Origin of the sequence: Streptomyces sp. NPDC001508 (genome assembly GCF_040298665.1) — a bacterium.
In the GTDB taxonomy this organism is placed as follows: domain Bacteria; phylum Actinomycetota; class Actinomycetes; order Streptomycetales; family Streptomycetaceae; genus Streptomyces.
This window is the reverse complement of sequence record NZ_JBEPAP010000012.1, coordinates 64,555-90,479: the sequence shown is the minus strand read 5'-3', so window position 1 is coordinate 90,479 and position 25,925 is coordinate 64,555. Positions and strand designations below refer to the sequence as shown.

The 25,925-nt window shown below is 68.0% G+C and carries 19 protein-coding genes and 3 pseudogenes; 9 read left to right on the top strand and 13 right to left on the bottom strand.

What is annotated here, in order from left to right:
- Positions 1-98: 98 nt before the first annotated feature.
- The 3 genes from ABT245_RS14340 (at position 99) to aspA (ending at position 5,296) form a co-directional block, all read left to right on the top strand.
- On the top strand, positions 99-1,574 hold the full coding sequence (locus ABT245_RS14340; protein WP_351733139.1) for an MmgE/PrpD family protein: 1,476 nt from the start codon (positions 99-101) through the stop codon (positions 1,572-1,574).
- Between the two features lie 219 nt (positions 1,575-1,793).
- On the top strand, positions 1,794-3,455 hold the full coding sequence (locus ABT245_RS14335) for a carboxylesterase/lipase family protein (RefSeq protein WP_351733136.1): 1,662 nt from the start codon (positions 1,794-1,796) through the stop codon (positions 3,453-3,455).
- Positions 3,456-3,868: 413 nt separating this feature from the next.
- A complete protein-coding gene (aspA, locus tag ABT245_RS14330) occupies positions 3,869-5,296 on the top strand; it encodes an aspartate ammonia-lyase (RefSeq protein ID WP_351733134.1) in 1,428 nt (475 codons plus the stop codon).
- 105 nt (positions 5,297-5,401) lie between these two features.
- Here aspA and ABT245_RS46060 read toward each other — a convergent pair.
- From ABT245_RS46060 to ABT245_RS14310, 4 genes and pseudogenes are all read right to left on the bottom strand, one after another.
- Positions 5,402-5,667: pseudogene (locus ABT245_RS46060) on the bottom strand (IS21 family transposase); the annotation flags it as partial.
- Between the two features lie 693 nt (positions 5,668-6,360).
- The gene (locus ABT245_RS14320; RefSeq protein ID WP_351733131.1) at positions 6,361-7,134 is read right to left on the bottom strand and encodes a hypothetical protein; all 774 of its coding nucleotides are present in this window, start codon (positions 7,132-7,134) and stop codon (positions 6,361-6,363) included.
- A gap of 265 nt (positions 7,135-7,399) precedes the next feature.
- Positions 7,400-7,890, bottom strand: a pseudogene (locus tag ABT245_RS14315) (winged helix-turn-helix domain-containing protein); the annotation flags it as partial.
- 863 nt (positions 7,891-8,753) lie between these two features.
- A complete protein-coding gene (locus ABT245_RS14310; protein ID WP_351733126.1) occupies positions 8,754-9,620 on the bottom strand; it encodes an SDR family NAD(P)-dependent oxidoreductase in 867 nt (288 codons plus the stop codon).
- A 58-nt stretch (positions 9,621-9,678) separates the two neighbouring features.
- Here ABT245_RS14310 and ABT245_RS14305 point away from each other — a divergent pair, with 58 nt between their 5' ends.
- Positions 9,679-10,143, top strand: a complete 465-nt coding sequence (locus ABT245_RS14305; RefSeq protein WP_351733123.1) for a MarR family winged helix-turn-helix transcriptional regulator — start codon at positions 9,679-9,681, stop codon at positions 10,141-10,143.
- 52 nt (positions 10,144-10,195) lie between these two features.
- On the opposite strand, the gene ABT245_RS14300 is transcribed toward ABT245_RS14305, so the two are convergent.
- On the bottom strand, positions 10,196-10,546 hold the full coding sequence (locus tag ABT245_RS14300) for a hypothetical protein (RefSeq protein WP_351733120.1): 351 nt from the start codon (positions 10,544-10,546) through the stop codon (positions 10,196-10,198).
- A 17-nt stretch (positions 10,547-10,563) separates the two neighbouring features.
- Complete coding sequence (locus ABT245_RS14295; RefSeq protein ID WP_351733118.1) at positions 10,564-11,013, bottom strand: hypothetical protein; 450 nt, start codon at positions 11,011-11,013, stop codon at positions 10,564-10,566.
- A gap of 26 nt (positions 11,014-11,039) precedes the next feature.
- Here ABT245_RS14295 and ABT245_RS14290 point away from each other — a divergent pair, with 26 nt between their 5' ends.
- A complete protein-coding gene (locus ABT245_RS14290; RefSeq protein WP_351733116.1) occupies positions 11,040-11,171 on the top strand; it encodes a hypothetical protein in 132 nt (43 codons plus the stop codon).
- A gap of 334 nt (positions 11,172-11,505) precedes the next feature.
- Here ABT245_RS14290 and ABT245_RS14285 read toward each other — a convergent pair whose 3' ends face one another.
- From ABT245_RS14285 to ABT245_RS14275, 3 genes are all read right to left on the bottom strand, one after another.
- Entirely contained in the window at positions 11,506-12,939 is a 1,434-nt protein-coding gene (locus ABT245_RS14285; RefSeq protein WP_351733113.1) for an amino acid permease, read from the bottom strand.
- Between the two features lie 353 nt (positions 12,940-13,292).
- Complete coding sequence (locus tag ABT245_RS14280) at positions 13,293-15,239, bottom strand: N-acyl-D-amino-acid deacylase family protein (protein ID WP_351733111.1); 1,947 nt, start codon at positions 15,237-15,239, stop codon at positions 13,293-13,295.
- 135 nt (positions 15,240-15,374) lie between these two features.
- Positions 15,375-16,718 carry an FAD-dependent oxidoreductase gene (locus tag ABT245_RS14275; RefSeq protein WP_351733282.1) on the bottom strand — a complete coding sequence of 448 codons (1,344 nt, stop codon included), beginning with the start codon at positions 16,716-16,718 and terminating at the stop codon, positions 15,375-15,377.
- Between ABT245_RS14275 and ABT245_RS14270 the strand changes: the two genes are divergently transcribed.
- Both ABT245_RS14270 and alr read left to right on the top strand, forming a co-directional pair.
- Positions 16,717-18,264 carry a PucR family transcriptional regulator gene (locus tag ABT245_RS14270; protein ID WP_351733109.1) on the top strand — a complete coding sequence of 516 codons (1,548 nt, stop codon included), beginning with the start codon at positions 16,717-16,719 and terminating at the stop codon, positions 18,262-18,264. The two genes, ABT245_RS14275 and ABT245_RS14270, sit on opposite strands and share 2 nt — an antisense overlap.
- 882 nt (positions 18,265-19,146) lie before the next feature.
- Entirely contained in the window at positions 19,147-20,340 is a 1,194-nt protein-coding gene (alr, locus tag ABT245_RS14265; RefSeq protein ID WP_502982123.1) for an alanine racemase, read from the top strand.
- A gap of 228 nt (positions 20,341-20,568) precedes the next feature.
- Here the strand turns inward: alr and ABT245_RS14260 are convergent, their stop codons facing one another.
- Entirely contained in the window at positions 20,569-20,994 is a 426-nt protein-coding gene (locus ABT245_RS14260) for a DUF4232 domain-containing protein (protein ID WP_351733106.1), read from the bottom strand.
- A 782-nt stretch (positions 20,995-21,776) separates the two neighbouring features.
- On the opposite strand from ABT245_RS14260, the gene ABT245_RS14255 reads away from it, so the two are divergent.
- Entirely contained in the window at positions 21,777-22,439 is a 663-nt protein-coding gene (locus tag ABT245_RS14255) for an SMI1/KNR4 family protein (protein WP_351733103.1), read from the top strand.
- A gap of 294 nt (positions 22,440-22,733) precedes the next feature.
- Here ABT245_RS14255 and ABT245_RS14250 read toward each other — a convergent pair whose 3' ends face one another.
- Positions 22,734-23,396 (bottom strand): helix-turn-helix domain-containing protein, encoded by a 663-nt coding sequence (locus tag ABT245_RS14250; RefSeq protein ID WP_351733101.1) that lies wholly within the window; start codon positions 23,394-23,396, stop codon positions 22,734-22,736.
- Positions 23,397-23,466: 70 nt separating this feature from the next.
- Between ABT245_RS14250 and ABT245_RS14245 the strand changes: the two genes are divergently transcribed.
- The gene (locus ABT245_RS14245) at positions 23,467-24,330 is read left to right on the top strand and encodes an IclR family transcriptional regulator (protein WP_351733098.1); all 864 of its coding nucleotides are present in this window, start codon (positions 23,467-23,469) and stop codon (positions 24,328-24,330) included.
- A 38-nt stretch (positions 24,331-24,368) separates the two neighbouring features.
- On the opposite strand, the pseudogene ABT245_RS14240 reads toward ABT245_RS14245, so the two are convergent.
- Both ABT245_RS14240 and ABT245_RS14235 read right to left on the bottom strand, forming a co-directional pair.
- Positions 24,369-24,939: pseudogene (locus tag ABT245_RS14240) on the bottom strand (4-hydroxy-2-oxovalerate aldolase family protein); the annotation flags it as partial.
- 30 nt (positions 24,940-24,969) lie between these two features.
- On the bottom strand, positions 24,970-25,917 hold the full coding sequence (locus tag ABT245_RS14235) for a 3-carboxyethylcatechol 2,3-dioxygenase (protein WP_351733096.1): 948 nt from the start codon (positions 25,915-25,917) through the stop codon (positions 24,970-24,972).
- Positions 25,918-25,925 lie beyond the last annotated feature (8 nt).

Below are 25,925 nucleotides of genomic sequence, written 5' to 3'. Positions count from 1 at the left end.
CCGGCTGCCACTACCTCTGCGCGCGCTGCTGGAGACAGAGCCCATGCCGGTCTCAGTCCCCTAGCGGCCCCCCGTCCCACGAAGAAGGAATAGCTGTCATGAACACCGAGGGCATCCACAGGAAGCAGCGGATCGAATCTGTGCCGGCTGAGTCCCCCGGACACGCCAGCCAGCGAGGTTCGGTGAGCCGTGGCAGGTCGACGGACGTCACAGGTGAGATTGCCCGGTTCGTCTCCGGGGCGCGGTTCGAGGACCTCGACACCGGCACGGTCGAGCACCTGAAACGGCTCGTCCTGGACGGCGTCGCCAATGCCGTGGGCGGGCTCCACACGGCAGCCTCCCGGATCCAGCAGGGCCTCATCAGCGATCTCGGCTCCGAGCGGGTGGCTCGCGTCCTCGGATCGGGCGAACGGGCTTCCCTGCTGACGGCCACCTACGTGAACGCGGCCTGCGCGAACGCTCTCGACTTCGACGACACCTACAAGACGTTCCTTCACCCTGGGGCTACGGCCATCGCACCAGCGCTGGCCGTAGCGGAGAAGCTGTCGGCCCACGGACGCGACGTCCTCGCCGCGGTGGCGGTCGGATACGAGGTGCCGATCCGGGTGGCCGAAGCGGCCCTCCCGAGTCCGGAACGACGCGGCCAGGTCTGGGGCTTCGCCCCCTGGCAGACCCTGGGTTCGGCGTCGGCGACTGCCAACCTGCTCCGGCTGGACACCGAGACCACCCGCCATGCCCTCGGCGCGGCCGCCTTCAATGCCCCTGTGCCGAGCATCCGGAAGGAAGGCCTCGAGCCGGAGGACCGGCCCCTTTCGTGGATGAAGAACAACTATGGATGGGCCGCCATGGGAGGAGTGCTGGGAACGCTCCTCGCTCAGGAGGGGGTCCGCAGCAGTCGGACGGTGCTGGACGGCGAACGCGGTTTCTGGGTGATGGCCGGTTCGGACCGGTGCGACGTCGAGCTGCTGACCGCCGGCCTGGGCAACGAATTCCGCCTCCGGTCGACCCAGGTCAAACCCTATGCGTCGTGCCGCTGGACCCACTCCGCCCTCGATTGTGTAAGGCAGCTGCGGTACGACGGCAACCTGCCCGCGCTCGCGGACATCGAACGTGTCGAAGTCCACACCTTCCAGGAGCTGGCGGCGAACTTCACGAACGCCGCCCCCAAGGACATCGTCGACGCCCAGTTCAGCCTGCCCTACCTCCTGGCCCTCGAGCTTGCCGGACGATCGCCGGCACGGGGACTTGTCGAAGCAGACCTCACCGATCCGGCCATCCACGATGTCGCCGGCCGCATCGCGGTCCATCACAACGAAATAATGGACGAGTCCTTCCACTCGGGACACATGCCGTCGCGCATCGTGTGCCGTCTCCGAACGGGCGAGAGCGTCGAGACAGCGGTGAGCGATCCCGTCTGGGGCAGTCCTACGGACCCGTTCACCGACGACGACCTGATGGCCAAATGCATCGCCCTCCTCGAACCCACTTGGGGCCGTGCAGCGACCACCAAGCTGATCGACGGCATCCTGTACCTCGACCAGATCAGCGACCTCGCCACGATCCTGCCCGGGTGACTGTGTCGTCCTCCAGCTCCATCGACCAACGCTGTCAGGATACGACCATGCCGACGGTCAGGATTCCGGAATTGTCCATGCAATCCAACAGTCACTGACAGCAGAAGCTTTCGACGCGCATGTGCATCCGGCCGCCTATTCACCATCAAGGACAGTCGCAGACACACAGGGCGAGGCAGTGCGACCTCGCCGAACGGCCCGTGTTAGGAATCCGTGGGAATGATGCGTAGACGATTTTCGCACTTCATCGGTGCGACGGTGATGACCCTGGTGATGACGGGAGTCGGCGTAGCTTCGGCTGCGGGGGCGTCCGCGCCAGCCGCTCTGCTGGTGCAGACCGACCAGGGTGCGGTACGAGGCGTCACAAGGGAGGGCGTGGACGACTTCTTGGGTATTCCCTTCGCGGCTCCGCCTGTCGGCGACTTGAGGTTCAAGCCTCCGCAGCCGGCTCATGCCTGGAGCGGTGTCCGCGAAGCGGATCAATACGGCAGCAGGTGCCCCCAGCAGGCGAACCCGACCGGTCCGAAGTCCGATACCGAGGATTGTCTGTTCGTGAACGTGCAACGCCCGGCCGGCACCAGGCCGGCGCAGCGTTTGCCAGTCCATGTGTACATCCATCAGGGTGGCTTCGTCCGTGACGCGGCAAGCAACTACAACATGGACACGATCGTCCGCGCCAATAACACGATCGGGGTGACGATCAACTATCGGCTCGGTGTGTTCGGTTTCCTGGGCCTGCCCGGGCTGACAGCCCAGCAGGGCGAGTCAGGAAATTACGGTTTCCAGGATCAGCAAGCGGCGCTGCGCTGGGTGCAGAGCAACATCGCGGCCTTCGGTGGTGACCCGGCGCAGGTCACCATCGGCGGGAACTCCGCGGGTGGCTGGTCCGCATGCGGTCACCTGGTGGCCCCCCACTCACACGGGTTGTTTTCTCAAGCAATGATCCAAAGCGGTGGCTGTTCTTCCCGCACCCAGGCCCAGGCCGAAACCACCGGCAGGGCCTTCGCTGTGAAGGCCGGCTGCACGAACCCGGCGACCATGGTCACCTGCCTGCGAGGCCTCCCCGCGGCGCGACTCGTTGAGGCGAGCAGCTCGTCGGGGTTCACAGCGCATCTCGTGAGCGGCACACCCACACTCCCGGAAGATCTCCGTCAAGCCATCCACGAAGGCAACTTCGCGCGTGTGCCGGTGGTAATCGGCACCACACATGACGAGTTCCGCAGCAGACCGTCCGGGCTCATCGGTTGGACCCGACAGCGGTACGAGAACTGGGTTCGCACAGCCTTCGGCAGTAACGGCCCGGCGGTGTCGGCCCATTATCCCTGGCCGGCAAGCGCCGATCAGTTCACGGCCGCCTATCTGGTTGAGGCGATTTTCACTGACTCCGATGCCTACTCAGGCGGCTTTGCCGACCCTGGCGAATGGTATAACGGGAGCGGTTTCAGCGGCTGCGATAACCGACGCCTCACCAAGGATTTCTCGCGTCACACTCGAACGTACGCGTATGAATGGTCTCCTGACGCGGTCAGCCCTGGTCCGGTTTACGTTCCCGGTTTCGCCAATGGAGCCGCGCACCTCTCCGACTTGGCCTACCTCTGGCCCAGCTTCACAACTGACGGTGTAGCGGTCGCATCACGTTTTGACCCTGCGGACTGGAGCCTGTCCCGCAAGGTTGTGCGATATTGGGGCGCCTTCGTGAAGAAAGGGCAGCCGAACGTTCCACGCCAGATGAACTGGCCGCCGTACACCGCCACTTCAGGTCATCGACTTCTGCTGCAGACCGCCCAGAGCATGGTGATCGACGATGCCGCCTATGTCGCTGAACATCAGTGCACATTGTGGGACGGGCTGCCCGGCATCAGCGTGAGCTGGCCGAAATGATCCGGCTGCCAGGCTCCGTAAGAGGCGTCGGCTGCTTATCCAACACAGCTGGACTGGCAGGCATAGTGCTCTGACCCCGCGTTGGGTGGTACGGCGACCGCGCAGACAGGCCGTCAGCAGTGGTAGCCACCTGCCCACGGTGAGCGCCCGCGTCCGATGGCCGGCTGACCGACAATCACCTGTCGCCAACAGGCGGCACCAACGCCGAGGAGGCACTGTCGTATGAGCATGTTCATCCACGTTCCCGAAGCCACGATCACCGGACCGCTCGAGCCCAACGGGCAGCGGCCGGGAGCCGCCGTTGGTCCACTCGCGGCCGCGGTGCCGCGCGGCCCGTACCCCGAAACCTCCTTGCGGCCACGACGGCCGATTCACTCAATTCTCCGTCCAGCTGAAGGAAGACCTGCACTCACATGAGCGACAGACTCCGCCGCAGCGAACATGATCTGCTCGGGGACCGGGATGTGCCCGCCGATGCGTACTGGGGTGTTCACACCCTGCGTGCCATCGAGAACTTCGCCATCACCGGTACGCCTATCTCCGCCTACCCGCATCTGATCGACGCCCTCGCTACCGTCAAGGAGGCTGCCGCCCTCGCCAACGAGGAGCTGGGTCTGTTGGAGCCGAGGAAGGCTGCAGCGATCGTCACCGCTTGCCGTGAGATTCGCGGCGGTGCGTTGCACGACCAGTTCGTCGTCGACGTCCTCCAAGGCGGCGCCGGCACCTCAACCAACATGAACGCCAATGAGGTCGTGGTAAACGGGGCGTTGGAGCTCCTCGGCCACGACAAGGGCGAGTACCAGTACCTGCACCCCAACGAGGACGTCAACCTCGGTCAGTCGACCAACGACGTCTATCCGACCGCCGTGAAGGTGGCGACGGTTTTCGCGGTGCGCGGGCTGCTCAAGGCGATGGCCGTGCTCCAGGACGCGTTCGCTCGCAAGGCCTTCGAGTTCCGTGGCGTGCTCAAGATGGGACGTACTCAGTTGCAGGACGCGGTGCCTATGACGCTCGAGCAGGAATTCTCGGCGTACGCCGTCATGCTCGACGAGGACCGGGCCCGGCTCGCCGAAGCCGTCGAGCTGATCCACGAGATCAACCTGGGTGCCACGGCCATCGGCACCGGCCTCAACGCCCCTGCGGGATACGCCGAGTCGGCCCGCCGCCATCTCGCCGAGATCACCGGGCTGCCACTGGTCACCGCGGCCAACCTGGTCGAGGCCACCCAGGACTGCGGCGCCTTCGTACAGATGTCCGGCGTGCTCAAGCGCATCGCGGTGAAGCTCTCGAAGAGCTGCAACGACCTGCGGCTGCTGTCCTCAGGGCCGCGCGCGGGGCTCGGTGAGATCAACCTGCCCCCCGTGCAGGCTGGTTCCTCGATCATGCCCGGCAAGGTCAACCCGGTGATCCCCGAGGTCGTCAACCAAGTCGCCTTCGAGGTGATCGGCAACGACGTCGCCATCACCATGGCGGCCGAGGCCGGACAGCTCCAGCTCAACGCCTTCGAGCCGGTCATCCTGCGCTCCCTCTCGGACAACATCACACACCTGCGCAACGCCTGTGTGACCCTCGCGGAACGCTGCGTTGCCGGCATCACCGCCAACACCGAGGTGCTGCGCCGGACTGTGGAGAACTCCATCGGCCTGGTCACCGCCCTGAACCCGCACATTGGGTACACAGCCGCGACCGCGATTGCCAAGGAGGCCCTCGCCAGTGGCCGGGGAGTGGCCGAACTCGTCCTGGACAGAGGCCTGTTGCCGGCCGAACAACTGGCGTGGCTCCTCAGCCCCGAGCAGGTGGCGGGCACTGGCCCGGGAGCAGGGGTTACTCAGCCGGACTGAGCGAGACCAACACGTTCGAGCGCGCTGCGGAATCTGACCAGATCAGCCGGGTACCGGTACCCGGCGCTCCGCACCTATCCGAAGGCCGGTCTGCATGTGCTCGATGTAGAGGTCGGGCTTGGCGACCCCGGTCTTGAGGTTGTCCGGCACGAGCCGGCGCGGGACGCCGCCGAAGTGCGGAAGGCTGCGACGTGTGCTTCCGTCCATGCGTGCTGGTCCAGATGCAGCACCGGATGCACGAACATGTGCCGCGAGCAGGGCAGCACCATCACGAATGCCCAGACCCGGTGCCGCCGACCGGTGCGCGGGTTGATCCACTGGCCCAGGAAGCCGTAGTCGGTCTGGGCAGAGGATCTCGCTTCGCGGCGACCGCCTTCATCGCTGCCCGCTCCGTGGGGTAGTTGCTGCGGATCTCCGCGAGCATGCGCACCGCACGCTCACGAAGCTCGGGAGGGTGGCGGGACGGACGTGCCATGACTCGATCCTCTCAGGGAATCGAGCCTCCATCAGACCCGGAGCGGTTCACCGGTCCATCCTGGAGCATCTCTTCGAAGTGGCCCGAGTGGACGTTCAGAGCTTCGGCATGGACTCCGACGACCTGGACCTGAAACTCCCTCATACGGGTGTGGAATTCGGACAGCCCCTTCCCGATACCCGGAACCAGCGCATGGGGCATGCAGGGTCCGGATAGCGGGCGGGGAAGCGAGCGCGCAGCGGGTGGCCTGCGGAAAGCGGCGCGCCCCAGGGGAAGAGTTCCTTCCGGTCAGGAGTCCGGTTCGACTTAACCAGCACGGTGGAGGAGCCCATCGCGGCCCCAGAGCCAGGCCCCGTGCTCGGTCCACAGACCGACATGAACATCATGCCGAGCGGGATTGTGAACAACAGAGCCCGACTCGACCAGCGGACTCCTACGCTGGGAAGCGCAGGGCCGGCTCCCCAGACCGCGGTGATCAGCAGGGCCAACGACCCGAGCGCGAGGCCGCCTTCTGTGCCACCGGCGAGACCGGCCCGCAATCCCCGGGCCACGCCATTCACGCAGCCGGCCAGGGCCGCGACAGTGATCGTCAGGGACGTAGCGCCTGACGCAGGCTCAGGCCGTGGCGGTGGCGTAGCCGGTGCATCTCCCAGAAGGACAGGGCGGTCACGGTGACAGGGGCGCCCATCATGAAGACCCCTCTGGCGAACAGCGGGACGTCGGCGTAGGCGCCGGTGATCACATCGAGCAGTGCCAGCTCCCAGGACAGGACGAGGGCGAGGATGGGCGGTACCAGTTCGTGGATGTCGGCAGTGCGCAGGACATGGACGAGCGCCAGACCGATGCCGTAGAGGGCGAACCCGAGCGACCACAGGCACATCAGCGCGAGGACGATTTTGCCGGGCACACCGATGACGTCCCTGAATCCCTTGGTGACCGGGTCTGGTGCCATGGCCAGCGGAAAGGTGGCCATGGCGGCCACCAGGGCGATGATCGAGGCCAGGGAACGCAGGGCGCGGCGCACATACAGGCGCCGCACCGGGCCTTGGGCGGCGGCCACGAACACACCGACCACCACGGGGAAGGTGCCGATGAGCACCAGGACGTTGATCCAGCTCTGGTCGAACCGGTTCGAGAGCGCGGCCTCGACGTCCCCGGTGTCGCTGATCAGGCCGTAGGTGACGGTGAGCCAGACCCAGGCAGCGACGCCCAGCACGGTCCGCCACAGCTGCAGCCGGCCGACGGTGGCGTCTTCGACACGGTCCGGGCGCGAGGGACGGAACACCCGTTGGGCGGCGTACAGCGGATTGCGGACACAGCGCAGGATCTGCGAGCGGCGCGTCGGTTCCGGGGCGGGCGGCATGCCGGGCGGCGGCATCCAGCCGTGCGGGTGCGGCGGCTGGGGGCCCCAGCCCGCCGGTGGCGGCTGCGGCGGATACGGGCCGCCCGGCGGCGGAACGAACGGAGGGGGGTAGGGGCCCGGCGATCCGGGTCCTGGTGGTTGCCCGGGCGGGCCGAACTGCGGACGTCCGTAGCCATTTCCTCCGTGAGAACTCACGGTATACCCCCGTTGTTTGCTGTCCGGTTGAGCCTGGCGGATCTTACCCGTGAACCTCAGGGCCAGGCCATGCTTTCGGCGGCCGGAGCACCTGGCCCGACTCATCCGCGAAGCACAGCCACGCGTCCTGGTCCCTCACCGTCTTTCCACGCGGGGCCAGGTCTCCTGATCCGCGCGGCCACCGCATCCTCGTCCCGCTCGGCGGCCCGGCGCAGGGGCACCTGCACCGCGAACCTCATCTGGTGCAGGCCGCGCCAGGTCTGCGCCGGACTGAAGCGGACGTGGAAGCGTCGCGCGATCACCGTGGCCACCCGGGCCAGGGTCCAGCGTTGATACTCCACCCAGCGGTGCGCGGCCGGCCCCTTGTCCGGCTCGCCGACCGGCCAGGCCGCCTCCCCCCGCCCGGGCGTCATCCGCGACCGCCGCTCCGGCGCTCCCTTGGACCGCAGCGCCTGCACACCGCTGGCGCCGGCGGGCATGCCAGGTGTACGCGGACTAGGTGTACGCGGACTTCCGGGAGGTGCGTAATCACCGCGCGACCTGCGGCGGCGCCACCCCCCTACGCGGCTGTCGGACTCCCCCTCGTTCTTGTCCCCCTGGTCGCCGCCACGTCCTCCCCACACCTCATGGGCACAGCCGTGAACACCCGTCCACTGGCGATCACCATGGCCGCAGCGACAACAGCGGTGATCTGCCTCGACGTGTCGCTTCTCGTGCAACTCCTGCTCAGCCCATGAACTGAACGGTGCACGCGCACCGCCCGACGACACATGGAAAGGCCACCGTCGGCCCGGCGCGGACGCCGGGCCGCTTCGGGGACACACATGGCCGGGGCAGCTGGTGCCGTGGTGGGCCCTGTGGTCAGGGCGTATCGCCCGACGCAGTAGAAACGGCAGCTCACCCCGGGCCCGGTGTGCGGGCGTGATCATCGGTCCGAGGCCATGCCTGGGAGAGGACCGTTGCGGCGAAGATGCTCGTACTCGACGGCGTCCGTGGCCTGCGCTGTTTCGCGGTCGGCACGCAGTTCGTTGAGGTGCCGCCCGATTGCCGGGAGACAGGAGGGGTCGGGGCGGTGGAAGCCGGCGCACCGCTGCGTTGTGTCGTAGTCCGGTGCGTCGTGATGCTGTGCGCCTGCGACGAACACTGCTGACGCCGATGCCCGCGGCGACGAGCACCGCGACCCAGGCCAGGAGCATCAGCCGGCGTTGCCGGAAGGCGAACCGGCCGAGCCGGTAGAGACAGGTGGCCACGAAAGCCACTCCCACAGGAAGAAGAAAAGGGCGTAAGCGATAGGCCTGACAGGCACCGCGGACAAACCTAGGAGCCGGGCGCGGGCCGGAATGAGCTACGCGAGGACGAAACCCCGCGCGGGGCGGTGCCCCGGTACCGGTCACCGTCCGCCCTTCGACGGATGGCTCAAGGACTCAGTCGGCCGCGTGGGCGGCGAGGAGCGCCACGGTCTCCTCCCACAGTTCCTTCTGCACGAGCGGGGAACGGCCGGGTTCGGGGCACTGCAGTGGGCGGGCGTCACGCACGGAGAGGTAGGCGCCGCTGGTGCGGGCGAGCGCCGGGTCGGTGGCGAGCCGCACGATGATGCCGGCGCCCTTGCGGGGGTCACCGATCTTCAGGGTGTTCAGTACGCGTTGCAGGACGGCGGAGCCGGGCAGGTCCCGGCCCAGACCGGTGGCGTTGAAACCGGGATCGCAGCAGTTCACCGTGACCTTGCCCGGGTCCAGGCGCCGGGCGAGCTCCTGCGTCCACATGATCGTCATGAGCTTGGTGCGTCCGTACAGGGGCATCGACTCGCGGCGGGTGTAGGCATCGGTACGGCGAAGGTCTGCGGCCGGCGCGATGGTCTTCGCCTGCCGGGAGGCCTCGGAGGCGACGTTGACGACCCGGGCCGGCGCCGCGGCGCCGAGCGTGCTCGTCAGTGCCTCGGTGAGCACGAACGGGCCCAGGTAGTTCACCGCTGTCATCTCCGCGAACCCTTCGGCGGTGATCCGCTGCGTGAAGGCGTGCAGGCCGGCGTTGTTCACCAGGACGTCCAGGCGCGGGTAGTACGCGGCGATCTCCTTGCCCGCCCGGCGCGCGTCGGAGATGAGGCCGAGGTCGGCATGGAAGACGTCGACGGGCTGGTCGGTCACCGCACGGAGCTCGTCGACGAGGGCTTTCGCCTTGCTGTGGTCGCGGGCCACGGTGCCGATGCGGTAGCCCTGCCGGGCCAGCTGGAGCGCTGCGATGCGGCCCAGTCCGGAGGTGGCTCCGGTGATCAGGGCAGCGGGACGGTCCATGTCGGAACTCATTTCGTGAGGTACCTCATGATTGCGTTTGTGGGAGGATACCCGAACCATGGAGCAGCGCGGAGCAACAGCCACAGCGAGCACGCCGGAGCAGGTGGGACTGTCCTTCCTCCACCTCGCCTACGCCCTGCGTGAGCAGGTCGACCAGCACATGACGGCGACCGCGGGACTGTCTCTGTCCCGCACCAAGGTCCTCCAGGTGCTGGCCGGCCGTGGCGCGCTGCACCAGGCCGAGCTTGCCACGGCCCTCGGACAGGCTCCGCGCTCCGTCACCCAGATCGTGGAGGGTCTGGAGCGGCTCGGTCTGGTCAGCCGGACCGGCCACCCCGAGGACCGCCGCCGCAAGACTGTCGAGCTGACACCTGCGGGCCGTACGGCCCTGGCGCCCGCAGAAGAAGCAGGAACTCGTGTGCTTCGTCAGCGTTTCGGCTCGCTGACACCACAGCAGTTGACGGACCTCGACGCGCTGCTCACGCTCGTGGGGTCCACGCCGGCAGGCGACGACGCCGGCTGACGCACCACGGGGTGCCTCACGATGAACCCGGCCTTCAGCTGGGTCGGCCGGGCTACCTGGGCAGCGCCCCTCGGAGCGTGCCGATACGGACGGCTGGATGGTCGGGGTCGAGCGCGGTCATCTGGCTGACCAGCAGATGCGGGTTCGTTGAAGCCGGCCGGCGCCGGTGGCGGTAGGACAGCCACTCGGCGGCCAGCCGGTGCGTGAACTGCTCAAGGCAGAGGGTGTGACGCGGCAGGCTGCGTCGGAATTCGACCGTGCCGCGGGCGAGGTCCACATCGGCTGTCCGGATCGTGCGGATGTCGTGGCCGGAGACCGCGTGCACGGCAGCCAGGGCGACGGTCAGGCGCCCGAGCGGAGTGACGGCGTGGTCCAGCAGCCTGGCCGGCAGGTCGCCGGACACGGACTGTGCAACCCCCTTCAGGGCGACGGCAAGTCTCGGGCGGGATCGCGGAAGACGACTCGTTGCCGTTTCAGGGAGCGGAACAGGCTGCGCAGGGTGATGGCGAGCTGCCGACGTGCGTGGCCGGACAGGCCGTTCGCGGCGTCCTCGACCTGCTGCTGAGTGGTCTCTCGCAGCGTGGCCACCCCGGTTGCCGTCCATGGGGTGAGTACCGGCTGGACGTAGGCGAGGTAGCGGCGGATGCCGTCCCAGCTGCGGAACTCGCCCTCCCGGCGCCCCTGGCTGCGCAGCACGTCCACCCAGGCGCGGACCTCGCTCGCGACGGGCGGGACGTAGCGCTCGAGGACGGCCGCCTCGGCGCCGAGGACGGTGTGGGCGTGGGCGTTCTTGCGGTTGGCGTCAGCCGTCTGCCGCAGGAAATCGACCTGGAGTCCGGCGAGGTCACCCAGCTCACCGATCTGGACCAACAGCCGACGGCGCCACGGTCTGCAGCGTGCAGGACCTCTCGGAGCGTTTCCCCGTCGACCTCGGCCGCCACCTGCTGGTGGCGCACCGCAGCACCGCCTTCGCTCGCAGAGCCAGGAACTGCGCGGGCTTCGCGCGCCGCGCCCCACGCGTCAGCTGAGTCCGCCCGTCATCACTGAGCACCAGCTCCGGCCTGCGCCGACCCGACCGCGGCTCGTCCATAGGCCCGGCCATCCGCTGGGCGGCACACCGCGAGCGCCGCGTCCTCACCGTGTCCGCTGGTGCCTTGAACTCCGTCGCCACATGTGCGGTCGGCTTCCCGCCCGCGCACGCCAGGACGATCCCCGCCCGCCCGGCGAGACGGGGCGCCACCGCCCCGCCCGCCCGGCGCAGCAACCCGGTTCCTCATCGGACAGCACAACGTCGCTGGCACGAGGACCCCGAGACATGAAGACAGGCTACGGACCCAAGCCCGCGCTTTCCGGCGCAGCACACTAGCGCGTAGTCGTGCCCGCGTACTCCGGCTCGGGTTTGGCGGTCAGGCTGCCGCGCTTGCCGGTGAACCAGCCGATCGTCAGCAGCACGGCCCAGCCGACGCCGACGTACAGCGAGACCCGGCCGTCGGGGTCCCCTGCCGTGAGCACCGTGACGAAGGCGAGGAAGGCGAGCGCGATCCAGCTGCACACCGTGCCGCCCGGGGCTGGGAAGGGCGACGCCGGGAGTTCGCCCTTGACGACCTTGGCGCGGTAGCGGATGTGGCTGATGAGGATCATCGACCATGTCCAGATCGCCGCCGCGGTCGCTACCGACATGACGTATCCGAACGCCTTCTCCGGGACCAGGTAGTTCAGCACCACGCCGATCGACATCACGATCACCGACACGGTGATGCCCGCCGCCGGAACCTTGCGCGGGTTGAGCTTGCCGAAGACCTTCGGCGCCTCGGAGTTGGCGGCCAGGTCGCGCAGCATGCGCCCGGTGGAGTACATGCCCGAGTTGCAGGAGGACAGGGCCGCGGTCAGCACCACGAAGTTCACGATGCCGGCCGCCAGCGGGATGCCGATCTTACCGAAGGCCGCCACGAACGGGCTGACGCCGTCGCTGAACTCGGTCCACTTCACGACCGAGAGGATCACGATCAGCGAGCCGACGTAGAAGACGATGATGCGCCAGGGCAGGGTGTTGATGGCCTTGGGGAGGGTCTTCTCCGGGTCCTCCGACTCACCTGCCGTGACGCCGACCAGCTCGACCGCGAGGTAGGCGAACATGACGCCCTGCAGCGTCATCAGGCTGGAGCCGATACCGTTCGGGAAGATGCCGTCGTGCGACCAGAGGTTGGAGACGGACGCGGTGTCGCCGGCCTGCGAGAAGCCCAGGGTCAGCACGCCGACGCCGATGACGATCATGCCGATGATGGCCGTCACCTTGACCATCGAGAACCAGAACTCCAGCTCACCGAAGATCTTCACGGAGATCAGGTTGACGCCGAAGAGCAGCACGAGGAAGGCGAGAGCACTGCCCCACTGCGGGATGTCGGGGAACCAGTAGTTGATATAAATCGCCGCGGCGGTCAGCTCGGTCATGCCGGTGACGGCCCACATCAGCCAGTACGTCCAGCCGGTCACATAGCCGAAGAACGGGCCGAGGAACTCGCGGGCGTACTCCGCGAAGGAACCCGAGACCGGTCGGTACAGGAGCAGCTCACCGAGCGCCCGCATGATGAAGAAGACGACCACGCCCGCGAGCGCGTACATCAGGACGAGGCTGGTGCCCGCCTTCTCGATGTTCTTGCCGGCTCCCAGGAAGAGCCCGACGCCGATCGCGCCGCCGATGGCGATCATCTGCACCTGGCGGCTGCCGAGTCCGCGCTCGTAGCCCTCTGCGGAGGGGTCGGCGGCTGCCTTCTCCGGGACCTTCGGTGTGCTCATGCTCGCGCCTTTCCTCGTGCAGTTGACACCGTGTTCACACTCTTCATGGACAAGCTCCGGCTCTTTCGTGATATGTCCGTAGACATTCGTGTAGGACGGGATGGGCCAGCGGGACGTGGGCGAGGCCGCGCGGCCTGACGCATGTGTGCTGGCGGGGCAGCTGCGCGCCGCCCGGCCACAGGCTCACCAGTCGATGATCAGGGGCGCCGGTCCCGTCGATGCCGCGGACGGGACCGGCATGGCCCCTCACACACCCTGTGGCTGTGTCGTCGTTCGGATCGTTGCCGATCAGCTGGTCAGCAACGGGACGGCCGGTGGGAGTTCGTGGTTCCTCGTCTCGGGGTGCCGGTCGGTCAGAGTGTGCCCTTGAGCGCGTAGCCACCTGCGATCTTGACGGTGACCACGGTCTTGCCGTCCTCGAAGGGGTCCTTGTCGTCGACGATGACGACGAAGGAGCGTTCCTCGTCCTGACCGGCGATCCGGCCGCGGCCGGTGACGCTCGCCCAGCCGTCAGCCACCTGGAGCCTGCCCAGCCGGGTGCTGGCGAAGGTGAGGTGGTGGTCGGGTGAGTTGAGCACGAGATGACCGGTGGTGTCGCCGTCGTGTCCCCGCGCATGGAAACTGATCTGGGCGTGCCGCCAACCGGAGGTCTGCGGCAGGGGAACCAGTCGGCCGTTCGCCGACGCCCGGACCCTGTCGGAGCCGGTTTCACGTCGGCTGATCATGTTCCCCTCGCGCCGAAGGGCCTTGCCGGCCCGTGCGTCGGTCAGCCTGCCGTGGGTCAACGCCAGTATCCCGTTGATGATCACGTGCTCGACGCCTTGCGCGTACTGCTTCGGCTCATCGAAGGTCGCGCGGTCGATGATGGTGTCCGGGTCGAACACGGTGAGATCCGCCGCCATGCCTTCGGCGATGTACCCGCGGTCGACCATGCCTATGAGGGTGGCGGGCAGTCCGGTCATCTTCCGGACAGCCGTCTCCAGGTCGATGACACCGCGCTCGCGGACGTAACGGCCCAGGACTCGCGGGTTGGTGCCGTAGTGGCGTGGGTGGGTCGTGGCATCCGTCGTGGTTCCGCCGTCGGAGGCGACCGCGACCAGGGGGTGCCGCATGATGCGCTCGATGTCCGCCTCATCACCGAACGTGTAGATCGTACTCGTCCAGTCCTTCTCCTTCTCGATGATCCGCATGGTTGCCTCGCCGGGGCTGACACCCATCTCAGCGGCGACGTCGGCCAGCGTGCGCTGCTCGTCGACCAGGCTGACGTTCTTGGCCTCACCGACCTTGATGAGCAGGAGCTGCTCGATCTGCTGCGCAATGAGTGGTCGCAGTTCGGGGTCGGCGAAGCGCTCCAGGTAGGCGTCACGACCGCCGTCGAGCACCGTCCGCGGGACGATCCAGGTCAGGTCCGTCATCGCGGCCGGGTAGGGGTACTGGTCCATGGCCGCATAGGTGCCACGCGCGTTGGCCTGGTCAAGCAGCGCGAGGGTCTTGCGGGACTGCCCCCAGCAGACATGCATGATCTTGTGGTGGGTGATGATCGGCACCAAGCCGGCCCTCTCACCGATCCTCAGGTGTTCGGCGACCGCATCGACGACGTCCTTGTCCTCGTTGCGGATGTGACTGGGTGTGTTGGTCCGCCAGTGGCGTGCCGCGCTGAGGATCTTGATGACCTCGTCGGTGTCGGAGTTGTGCTGCGGCATGTAGTCGAGGCCGAGGGCGACACCCCAGGCACCATCGCGCAGGCCGGACGCCACGAACCCCTTCATGGCCGCGATCTCGTCCTGAGTGGCGCGCCGGTCCTTCTCCCCGACGACGCCTCTCCACGCCGCGTCGAAGGCGACATAGGCCCCCACGTTGTGGCCGAGACCGGCATCTTCCACCGATGACAGTTCAGAGATCGGAAACTCCTCGAACCCGTCGGGGTTGAGGAGCGCGGTGGTCACACCCTGGCGTAGGGCGCCCTCGGCGACCGGCAGGTCACTCGGGGTCGGGTGGGTGTGCAGGTCGATGAAGCCGGGAGCGACGACGAGCCCAGAGGCGTCGATCTTCACCGAGGCCGAGGCGTGGGAGAGGTCACCGATTCTTGCGATCGTGCCGTCCTTGATGCCGACGTCCGCGATATAGCGGGCTCGGCCTGTGCCGTCGATGACGGTCCCTCCGATCAGGACGATGTCGAGCTTCGCCGCCGCGGTGCTGCCTGAACTGGCCTGTGCGGTACCGGAGACCGCAGCGGTCACACCGGTAGCGGCGGCAGACAGCAGCAAGCCTCTCCGGCTCCAGTGCTGGGCGTCAGTCATGTGTTCTCACTCCTTGTCGGGCCTGGGTGTTGACGGCACCGAAGTCCCCGGATGGCGCGGGTGACGGTGCTCGGGTGGAACCTTCCTGAGGGTTGGGTTCGGTGGCTCCGGTGATTTTGATCGTGGTGAGTTCTGTCACCGGAGGGGGTCGACGGCACGCAGTTCGCTGGGTGTTCGACCAGAGACGATCTGCTGTGCCAGGAGCTTTCCTGTGACGGGGCCGAGGGTGATACCCCACATGCCGTGGCCTCCCGCCACGAATACGCGCGGGTGGCGGGTCCGCCCGATGAGCGGGAGACCGTCCGTGGTGCAGGGCCGGGAACCCACCCACTCATCGCTGCGGTCGTCGAGGTGAAGCCCGTCGAGAAGCTGCTTGATGGCCGTGGTCATGGCGGCGATGCGCCGCGGGTCCAGGGGCGCTTCGGCCGGTCGGAACTCCATCATCCCGGCAACTCGGAGTCGGTCCCCGAGAGGTGTGCAGGCGAGCCGCTCGGCCGGAAAGTAGACCGGGCCATCGGGGAGTTTCTCGGTCTTGACCGAGAAACTGTATCCGCGGCCGGCCTGGACGATTCGCCTCACACCGAAGGGCCGGACCGCCGTGTTCAACTGGGCGCCCGTTGCCAGGGTGACGGCGTCATACCGTGCCCCGCCGACCCGGGCTCCGTCCTCGCCTACGGCGACCCGTGCCACCTCCGCGCCCTCGCGCAGCACTCCGCCGCGTGAGACGACCGCCTCGGCGAGCGCCCTGACGAAGGCGGCCGGATCGATGAACCGCTGGCCCTTGAGCGCCACGGCGCAGCTGATCCTGCTGGAGAGAGCGGGCACGGCCGCGATCGCTTCGTCGGCGTCGAGCAGATCGAAGTCAACCGGCTGCCCGGCCGCCTGAATGTGCTCGAATTCCTCCAGGACGGCTTGGCGCGACCGCTCCCCGCGATAGGCGATGGTGAAGGGCTCGGCCGGCCTGGACGTGGCCTTGAGGCCCGTGGCTTCCATCTCCGCGAAGGCTTCCAGAGCCGCACGGTTCAGCGGGACGAGCGCCGCCATCGCCCGATCCCAGCGCCGCTGCGTGCTGTTGCCGACGAAACCGGCGAGGAAACGGAGAAGACGCGGACTCGCCGAGGGCGGCACGTACACCGGTGAAGAGGGCTCAAGCACGGCGCGCAGCCCGTACTTGAGCACTTCAGGCCCGGGCAGCGGGGTCGCCATGCTGGGTGTCAGCCAACCGGCGTTGCCCCAACTGGAACCCGAGGCCACCCGCGCACGGTCGAGGACCGTCACCTCGACGCCGTACTCCTGCAGATACCAAGCCGTGCAGAGTCCCACCATGCCCGCGCCGACGACGGCCACACGCCGGGGGGCGCGGTCACTCATCACCTTTGACATGGCCCCCATGGTGGGGGTGAGCCCCATCACAATTGAATGTTGGATCCCAACACTCTCAGGTCCCTGGATTGTTCTGGGAGTACATTCGTGCAGCATGATCACCGCGCATCGCATCTTCGAGGGCTTTGGCCCGGGTGTAGCCACGACGCTGGTTGTGGGACGGCCGGTGGAGGTGACGGGGCTTCATGTGTACGGCGACCCGGTCGGCGCGACAGTAGACGGCGCGCTCGTTCTCGCCACCGGGACCCTCACGGCACAGACCCAGATGGAGGTGGTCGTCAGCGCCGCCGAACGGCAGGCGGCGGGTGTTGTGCTGCGGGCTCCCGTCGATGAACAAGTGCGCAAGTGGGCCGCCGATATCCCCCTCGCATTGGGTGAGTTGGTCGAGGATGTCAGCTGGGTACAGTTCATCTCAATGGCTGATGCCATGCTCCGACAAGTCCACGCACCACTCGACAATGCCGACGACGCACACCAACGGATCTTCCGGCTCAGTGACGACATCGCTGAACTGCTCGCCGCCCCGATCACGGTGGAGGATGTCCGGAGTCAAGTAGTGGCCTACTCGGCTTTTGGAGAGACCGCCGACCAGGCACGGATGGACAGCATCCTGGGGCGCGCGGTGCCCGACAAAGTCGTGACACAACTGCGCGCAGCGGGTACCTTCCGCCGCCTTGCGACGAGTCTTGAGCCGTTCAAGGTTGAAATCGAGGATTCCAGCTTCCTGACCCGTCTCGTTGTCCCCATCCGCGTCGGCCCCGAGGTCATCGGCTCGATCTGGGCAATCCACGACGGTGAGCTGACACCGCAGAAGCGGAAGCGTCTTGTGGGCATGGCACGTTCCTTGGGATTGCTGCTCGTCCGGCTGCGTGCGCACGAAGAACTCTCCAGCCGCTATACGGCGGACCGGATCCGTGAGGCGTTCCGCAGACCCGGTAACAGCTCCTCGACCGAGCCCCTGGTCCTGCCCGCTCCGGAGGTCCGGGTGGCGGCTCTGGGGCGCTTGAACGGCACGAGCGCACAGAATGATCTCGTCCTGTGGCGCACCGTCTTCCGACGTCATGCATGGGCCGATCCGATCCTCACCGACCTGGAGGGGCTGGTGTTCGCGATCCTCACCGACGGTCACGGGCCGGGTAGCTGGAGCTGGGCTCGCTCCTTGAGCTTGAACGGGCGTATCGGGCAGGTCGGCGCGAGCCGGCCCACCTCTTCGGCAGCGGATCTGCCTGCCAGGAACCGGGAGGCCCTCGAAGTGCTGGGCACCGGCGTGGCTCTGGAGCGCCCAGCGGTCAGCTACGAAGAGGTCTGGGCTCAGTTGGTCATCCGTCGCAACCACGCCAACCTGCCCTGTGACCTGATCCATGACCTCAGCAGGCTGGACGACAAGGGCCGCGATCGGCAGGCGTTGGCTACTACCTTGCTGATCTGGCTGATGAACTGGGGCGACTACAACCGTGCCGCGCAGGTCCTGCGGCTCCATCCCAATACCGTGCGACAGCGAATGCGCCGGATCGAGCGTCTTCTCAGCAGCGTGGACCTATCGGATCCGGAGCAGCGACTGGCCGTAACCCTGGTGCTGCAGGCGCATCTCCATCGTGACGAGCCAGTCCGAAGGGAGCCGGACAGCACGATCGCAGGCTGATGCCCATGTGACACGCTGCCCCGCGCCAGGCAGCTGCCCGGCACACGTATGCGGCTGCTTCTGGCGGCCGGTACGGGCCCTCGGAGCTTCCCGGCGTCCGGCGGTGGTGCACGAGGGTGATCGGGATGTGCCGGGCAGGATGGTGGCCCGTGACCAGTCTCCGACGGCTTCTCGACGCCGTAGGACCGTCTGTGCTGTCGGAGGTGTGTGCTCCCGAGGTAGCTCCAGTCCCGGTCGGCGATGGGGTGGTCGCCGACCGGACGGCGAGTTCGAGCTGGGTGCGGGCGATGACTGCTGCGCGCGGCGCTCGACCGTGACAGGTATGCAAAGTCCATGGCGGGCCGAGGAGTTGCCGAAGCCGGGGACCTCTTCGAGGTGGCCGACGCGATCGCCTGCGCCATCGAAGGATGGCGTCCCGCCGAGTGGTGTAGCCGATCAAGGGACCAGAACTCGCAGGCCACAGCGGGAACTTCGAACGACCGGGGCGCTCCCGACGCCTGACCGGGCCGCTTCGCGTGCCGAGCCCAACGGAGAGATCCTCGCGAGCCAGGTTCCGGAGGGCGAGGCGCATGATCGCTTACACCACCCGGGGGGACACGGCCCATCGAAGGGCGGGTCACCATCGAGGACCATGGAGAGCACCGCACCCGCCGAGGCGGACCACCGCGCCTGACCGCCCTGGTGTGGGGGCGGTCGGCGAGAGGTGAGAGCCCCGGGTCGCGGCCGGCATGTCCGCTGCCGCGGTGTGCCAGCCGCACTCCCGGCCGCCGAAGAACAGTGCCGTTCACACGATGACAGCGCGTTCCACCTGTCGACACCATGGCTCCATCCCGTAGCGCCGCCAGACATCGGTGGATTCACTGGAAGGACGATGACGTGGAGATCGGCAGTCCTCACGAGGTCAACAGCCGCCCGCCCCAGGCTCACGACGAACCCGCGCTCGCGGAGGCTCGGATCGATCTTGCAGCGATCCGGGCCAACACAGCTCGGCTGCATGAAGCGGCAGGTTCCGCCGAAGTCATGGCCGTGGTGAAAGCCGACGGCTACGGGCACGGCATGGTCCCCTGCGCCCGCGCGGGTCTGGCCGGCGGCGCAACCTGGATCGGCGTCGCTCGCATGCACGAGGCATTGGCACTACGCGCGGCAGGCATCAGTAGCCGGATTTTCGCCTGGCTGCTGGCCCCCGGCGACGACTGGGCTTCCGCCGTTGCCGCCGGAATCGAACTGTCGGCCGCAGACCCCTGGGCGGTCGAAGCCGCTACCCAGGCCGCGCTGGCTGCGGGTCGACCGGGTCTGCTGCACCTGAAGATCGACACCGGGCTGGGGCGCGGCGGCGCCTCCCCCGCGCACTGGCGCGCCCTGCTGGGGTCGGCTTCACGCGCTGAAGCATCCGGGCATGTCCGCGTCGTCGGGATCTGGTCCCATCTCGCTCAAGCCGATTCCCCGGGCCACCCCGAATGCGACCGGCAGGTGGAGCGCTTCCGTGACGCGGTCGAGCTGGCGCGCAAGACGGGGCTGAGCCCTGAAGTCCTCCACCTGGCCAACTCGGCAGCCACGCTCAACCTTCCGCAGACCCACTTCGACCTTGTGCGCCCCGGGCTCGCGCTCTTCGGGCTGAGCCCAGTGCCGGAGGCGGCCGCACCGACGGCCCTGGGGCTGCGGCCGGCGATGACGCTCACCGCCCGACTGGTCTCCGTCAAGCGCGTCCCCGCCGGGCACGGAGTCTCCTACGGCCACCGCTACCGCACCGTCCGTGAGACAACGCTCGGTCTGATCCCGTTGGGGTACGCCGACGGCGTACCCCGGCATGCCTCCAGTACCGGTCCGCTCCTCGCCGTCGGCCGCCGGCGCACGGTGGCAGGCACCATCTGCATGGACCAGTTCGTCGTCGACCTCGGCGACGACACAGCCGCAGCCGGCGACGAGATCGTGCTCTTCGGCCCCGGAGACAGCGGCGAGCCCAGCGCCGAGGACTGGGCACGTGCCGCAGGAACCATTTCCTACGAGATCGTCACGCGCATCGGCGCCCGTGTACCACGCACGTACACCGGTGGCTGCGACTCGAAAGAACGCTGACGCGGATCCGCTGTGACTGTGAGGTCCCGCGACAATGTCCCGAGGGTCACACCTCCGACCGCTCGAACCACCCCGCCTCGCTCAGCACAGCCGACGTGTGTGTCGACCCGGAGCGTTGTTCACGCGGCTGATCGGTGGATGACCGCCGAGTGCGGTGTGGCGGATGGTGTCCTTGCTGACGGCGAAAAGGCGGGCCGGGGCACGGTAGGCGGCAGGGCGTGATCTGGATCAGGCGCCGTCGCCTGATCTGAAAGGGCTTAGCCGAGGTACCGATGCCTTGCCCGTGTTGGAGACCTCGCCACCGGTCCAGCGCACCGAGATCGAGGTCGTCTCGTCGGGCGGAGTGATGAGCAGAGCCGCCGGTGTCACGGTGGTGACACCGGTGATCGCCGGATCGGCATACGTCAGTGCCGACCAGGCACTGGCTCCGGGAGTGAGCGTCACGGTCGGTTGCTCCTGGCCGCCTGCCCGCTCAGGGTCCGGGGTGACTGCCTCGCCCTGGCGGTTGACGAACGCCACTCCGGGAAAGCCGCGGACCGAGCACGTACGGCGGGAACCGTTGGTCAGGACAACGGCGAAGTTCGACTGGCCGGCTCCAGGGTCGTCGGCCCCGACGGACGCCCGCAATTCGGAGGTATGGCAGCGGCCGCTCATGGCCGGTACGGCGGAGCTTGATGACGACGTTCCCGCGTCGAGGGACGGAGACGCTTCGCGGGACGAGGTGTCGGTGTCAGCAGGTCCCGGAACGGGGGTGGTCTCTGTCGGTGACGAAGAACCGGGCGCAGTCGGGCCGGCTCCCGCGGCTCCGTCCGTACTCTGGTCGGTACACCCGACCAATACGCTGCAGCAAATGAGAGCGCTTGGCAGAAGTATTCGCTGTGTCATGTCGCTTTCCTGGCCTGGCGGCTGTATCCGGCCTATGTCACATGGGAGCCGCAGTCGGTGCGTAAGTAACAGGCCCGCCTCTACCTGCGAGAAGTGGACCAACCGGCCGAGGCGGCATGACACCCTCGCACACCCCTGCATCCGCGGGCTCCGGACGACACCCGTCCGTCCACGGAGGCTGCCGTGCGCGGGTGCTTCCAGCTGTTCGGTCAGGCATTTCTCTCCCCAGCCGTGTACACGCGAACGTGATCGTCCACGCGGCCGCCGGGGGGCAGCCGCCCGACCGCCGACGGCACACGCCGGGGACAGCCACCCGACCGCCGGCGGCACACCGCACCCCGACGCTCAAGACTGGCCGCCGGCGCAGTGCGCTGCCGACCGCAGCCGATCTCGTCCGGCCGGGCCTGAGCCCCGCACAGGCGTGCGTGCCGGCGGTCGCGTCCTGCCCAGGGGTGACGGACGTCCTCATCGCCGCTTCGGCCACTGCGGACCGGGCCGGCTGATAGCCTCCCGGCCGCACACGCTTTCGCCGGCTGTAGGAGGCACCCAACGTGCGACCGGTTTTCGAGCTCTCCCAGGTCCGGTTCTTCCGATCCGTTCCCGTGGCGCCCGCCGACGGTTTCGCCGGCTACTACCAGCGGGTCGGCGAAGGCCCGATCGGGTACCGCGGCGCGCCGGCGGAGGCTCCCCCGCGGCCCGGGACAGCCGCGCTGCCGCTGCGGACCGTCGAGCAGTGGCGGTCCTTCCTGGCCGAGGAGGCGGCGCAAGGCGGGGACGAGGAACGGCTCGCGGCACTTGAGGAGCGGCTCGGCACCCGGCTTCCGCCGAGCTACCGCGCATTCCTGAGCGCCGCGGACGGCTGGCTGACCATCAGTACGTTCGAGTACGAGATGGGTACGACCAGCACCGTCGGCTGGCTCCACGAAAAGGATCCCGGCCTGTGGGACCTCATCAGGGACACCGAGTACCCAGGGAACGGCGGCTTCTGGGGCCGCCTCCTGCTCATCTCGGCCGAAGGCGATGCCGAGAACTGGCTGCTCGACTCCGGGGACGTCGCACAGGACGGCGAGTGGGCCGCGTACCGCTGGGACGGGCGGCGCCGGGGGCTGAGCGAGCGGCATGCGTCCTTCGCCGAACTCGTCGAGGCGGAACGCGAATCCTGCGAGGAACTGGAGGCCCACGAGGACCACGTCCTGCGTCCCGAGTACCCTTAGGAACTCGCCACCGAAGGCCGCGACCGAGCACTGTACGGACCTGTCGATGACGCGGTGGCGGCCTTCGGCCGGGCGCCGGTCGAAGGCTCCGGCGCCGAGACCGCCCGAGTCGACAAGCCAACAACCGGTCCCGAACAACGCTCCCTCATATCGGAGAAACGCCTTCGCCACCACACCGAGACGGTTGTGGGTGCCGTGGCACCGGCAACAAGCTGAGGCCGGCCGTGGACCGGCCTGGTGTGATGCGCCAGAAAGAGCAGAGTTGGTGCGATGGTGTCCGCTGGACGAACGGTCTCACCCCCGGCCTGACGCCGGAGTGCTCTTCACCATGGTGGGGCCGAACTGGCGTACTTGGGGAACTGTGGTGACCATGTGGGCGACCACCCGTTCGCTCAGGCAGACAAGTCGGTGCGGGACATCGCCGGGGAAGCGTGCGAAGTCACCGGCGGCCAGCTCGACCGTTTCGCTGAGCGGGCCTGTGCGCAGCTTTCCTGTAATGACGTACAGATGGTGCAACGTTCCCGCTGCGTGCGGATGAACCGGCTGCGGGTCCTTGTCGCCGCGCTCCAGACGCAAGACGAGTGTGCGGACGTATCCGGAGCCGTAGATCTCGTCGAGCACCCGTTCGCTCCAGTTCGACGCCTGCCGCCACTCACCCTCGCTCTGGCGCTGCACGTACACGGGTGTCCCCCACTCGGTCAGCAGCCGCCGCGCGGGTACGTCCAGGGCGGCACCGAGCAGAGACAGGGTCTCCACCGTAGGGTTGCCCAATCCCTGCTCGATCTTCGACAGTGTCTGCTTGGACAGGCCGGAGCGCCGAGCCAGGTCCCCGAGCGACATGGCCCGCTCCAGCCGGAAACGTCGCACGTTGCGGGCCACAAGATCGTTCTCGTGAGCGAGGGTGTCACTTTTAATAGCCATCCCGTCATTGTTGACGAACATCTGGAAGATCCGCATGCTTGTCACATAAAACTTGGCGAAGCGCGCATTAAAAGTGACGTCATTGTCTGAAGCCGAGGTGAAAAGGATGACTGCCCCTCTCGCCGCCCTCCCGCGTGACGACCGAGCAGCCGTCGACAAGGCCATCAGCCTTCTCATCGCCCTGGGCGAGCGCACCAGCTCCGGCGTGGGCGTCAGCGAACTGGCCCGCCGCGCCCAACTGAGCAAGTCCACCGCGCATCGCGTCCTGGGCATGCTGGAGCGCAATGGCGTCGTGGAGCGCATCGGGACCGACTACCGGCTCGGGGAGCGCCTGCATCACCTCGGCCGTGCGGTGTATGCACCAGGATCCGAGGCGGTCCGCGACCTGTTGCTGCCCTACCTGGCCGATCTGTACGAGGCGACCCGCGAGACCGTTCACCTGTCCGTGCTCCATGACGCGCACGTCGTCTACCTGGCCAAGCTCTACGGCCACCGCAGCGCCCCGGTACCCTCGCGGATCGGCGGCCGCCTTCCCGCCCACGCCACGGCGGTCGGAAAGGTTCTCCTGGCCTATGACTCCCGGGCCGCCGAACAGGTCGCGACCGAGACCTTGGCCCGCTTCACGCCACACACCATCTCAACACCGGACGAACTGGCCGCAGAACTGGACAGGATCCGTTGTACCGGTGTCGCATTCGACGACGAGGAGTACCAGCCCGGCTTGGTCTGCGTGGCCGCGCCGGTGCAGGATCGAGGCGGTCTGCCCGTGGCTGCCCTGTCGATAGCAGGACAAACGGGCCGCACCGACACTCGGCGACTCAGCGCGGAGGTCCGACGGGTCGCCGCCGAGGCGTCCCGAGCCTGGCCGATGCGGGCGGGGCGGCGGCAGAGCTCGTGCCGCGTCGAGGCCCAACCCTCTTGCCCTGGTCCCGGGCCTGGCCGGGACGCAGAACACATGGGCCGGCGATGAGGGGCGGCCACGTAGGTGGCCGCTGCTCACGCCGTCCCTCACGCTGCCGAAGCCACTCCCAGCAGGCCGAGAGCAATGTCGACGATCATGTCCTCTGTCCGCCGACCAGCCTGCGGCGGCCAACCTCAAGGAGAATGCTCCGGGCGTCGACGCCGTACTGTCCCGATGCGGCTTCGGCGTGGCGGAGCAAGCGGGAGGAGACGCCCGCGTAGCCGAGGGCGAGGGTTTCCCGGTCGACCGAAATCGCCACGGCCGGCGACAGGTTCTGGTGAGCGTGGATGTCGATCTGTGTCCCGGCGACGAGCACGTCCCGGTGGGTACGCACCCGCTTGCGGACTCCGTCCATGGTCAGTCGGCCGCCGGGGTCGGTGACGTAGACGCATTGCGCGCCGTAGGACTCCATGAGCTTGGCCGGCTTCGCCAGTTGCGGGGCGTCGGCCATATGACTGCGCATCAGAGAACCGCAGACGTCCTTTCCCAGCTCGCGCGCGCCGACGATGTGCCCGGGAGCAGCAACGAGGTGAGGGTGGCGTTCTGCAGCACGGACGCGGCGGCTTCGATCCACTCGCAGTCCGTATGGCAGCCGGGCCCGTAGTTGAGGCTCGCGCCTCTACGATCGCTGACCGTGCTCGTTCTGTGTCATCGGGCCCCCTTCAGCTGCGCCGTCACCACGGCGAATCCGGCAATCCACTCCGGGATGGGCCGGTAGAAGCGGGAGGCGAAGCGGTAGTCGCCGACGGCGGCGAGAGACGCGAAGGCGGCGATCCAGGTGCGGACCTCGTGGGCGGATCCGCCTCCCTCGGCACCCATCCACTCGGTGCTCCACGCGTCGACATCGGCCGGCTTGAACTCCGCCAGGGTGTCGAGGACCAGGTTGTCCCACTCGGGGTTGATCGGGATCACCGAACTCGACCCGGCGGCGTAGTCACGGCCGGCCTGGATGACGCGCTGTTCGCCCCTGGCCCGCTGCTCGGGCGTGGGTGGACGGCCCTCGATGAGGGCGTCGGCGACGCGGGGCGGCGCTCCCTCCAGCACCGGGACCGGGGGGTCGTGGGAGAGGCCACCGGACGCCAGGAACAGCACCCGCCGGTCCAGATCCGCTGCGGCCTCGCCGATCGCGGTGCCCAGGGCCCGGACCCGCCTGACCGGGCCGAGCGGGGTGGCTACCCCGTTGACGAAGACCGGCACCACCGGGATCTTGTCGATGCCTCCGAACAGCACTTCCAGCGGCTGCACGAACCCGTGGTCGACGGTCATCCGGGCGGAGAGGGTCAGGTCGACACCGCGGTCGAGTACCCCTCGTGCCAGTGTCCGCGCCGCCTCGGTGTCGACGGACAGTGGCCCGGCGGCGGACCCGAAGTCGCCGACGGCATGCGCCTCGGTGGCCAGGCAGAAGGGGGGCATCTCCTTGTAGAAGAAGCCGTTGTAGTGGTCCGGGGCGTACAGGACGACCAGCTCCGGGTCGAAGTCATGGACGAAGGAACGGGCCTCGTCCACGGCCGTGTCGACAGCCGCGACCACGTCCGGCGCGGGGTCGTTGGCACCGATCAGCGGGGAGTGGGAGAGGCCGACTGCTGCGGCGGTCATGGCGGTGC

Excerpts from the sequence above, each read along its gene's own strand:
- ABT245_RS14235 (WP_351733096.1), bottom strand. The coding sequence starts at position 25,917 with ATGACCGCCGCAGCAGTCGGCCTCTCCCACTCCCCGCTGATCGGTGCC.
- ABT245_RS14245 (WP_351733098.1), top strand. The coding sequence starts at position 23,467 with ATGACTGCCCCTCTCGCCGCCCTCCCGCGTGACGACCGAGCAGCCGTC.
- ABT245_RS14250 (WP_351733101.1), bottom strand. The coding sequence starts at position 23,396 with ATGCGGATCTTCCAGATGTTCGTCAACAATGACGGGATGGCTATTAAA.
- ABT245_RS14305 (WP_351733123.1), top strand. The coding sequence starts at position 9,679 with ATGGAGCAGCGCGGAGCAACAGCCACAGCGAGCACGCCGGAGCAGGTG.
- ABT245_RS14340 (WP_351733139.1), top strand. The coding sequence starts at position 99 with ATGAACACCGAGGGCATCCACAGGAAGCAGCGGATCGAATCTGTGCCG.
- aspA (WP_351733134.1), top strand. The coding sequence starts at position 3,869 with ATGAGCGACAGACTCCGCCGCAGCGAACATGATCTGCTCGGGGACCGG.
- ABT245_RS14310 (WP_351733126.1), bottom strand. The coding sequence starts at position 9,620 with ATGGACCGTCCCGCTGCCCTGATCACCGGAGCCACCTCCGGACTGGGC.
- ABT245_RS14270 (WP_351733109.1), top strand. The coding sequence starts at position 16,717 with ATGATCACCGCGCATCGCATCTTCGAGGGCTTTGGCCCGGGTGTAGCC.
- ABT245_RS14260 (WP_351733106.1), bottom strand. The coding sequence starts at position 20,994 with ATGAGCGGCCGCTGCCATACCTCCGAATTGCGGGCGTCCGTCGGGGCC.
- ABT245_RS14275 (WP_351733282.1), bottom strand. The coding sequence starts at position 16,718 with ATGCTGCACGAATGTACTCCCAGAACAATCCAGGGACCTGAGAGTGTT.
- ABT245_RS14335 (WP_351733136.1), top strand. The coding sequence starts at position 1,794 with ATGATGCGTAGACGATTTTCGCACTTCATCGGTGCGACGGTGATGACC.
- ABT245_RS14280 (WP_351733111.1), bottom strand. The coding sequence starts at position 15,239 with ATGACTGACGCCCAGCACTGGAGCCGGAGAGGCTTGCTGCTGTCTGCC.
- ABT245_RS14285 (WP_351733113.1), bottom strand. The coding sequence starts at position 12,939 with ATGAGCACACCGAAGGTCCCGGAGAAGGCAGCCGCCGACCCCTCCGCA.
- ABT245_RS14320 (WP_351733131.1), bottom strand. The coding sequence starts at position 7,134 with ATGCCGCCCGCCCCGGAACCGACGCGCCGCTCGCAGATCCTGCGCTGT.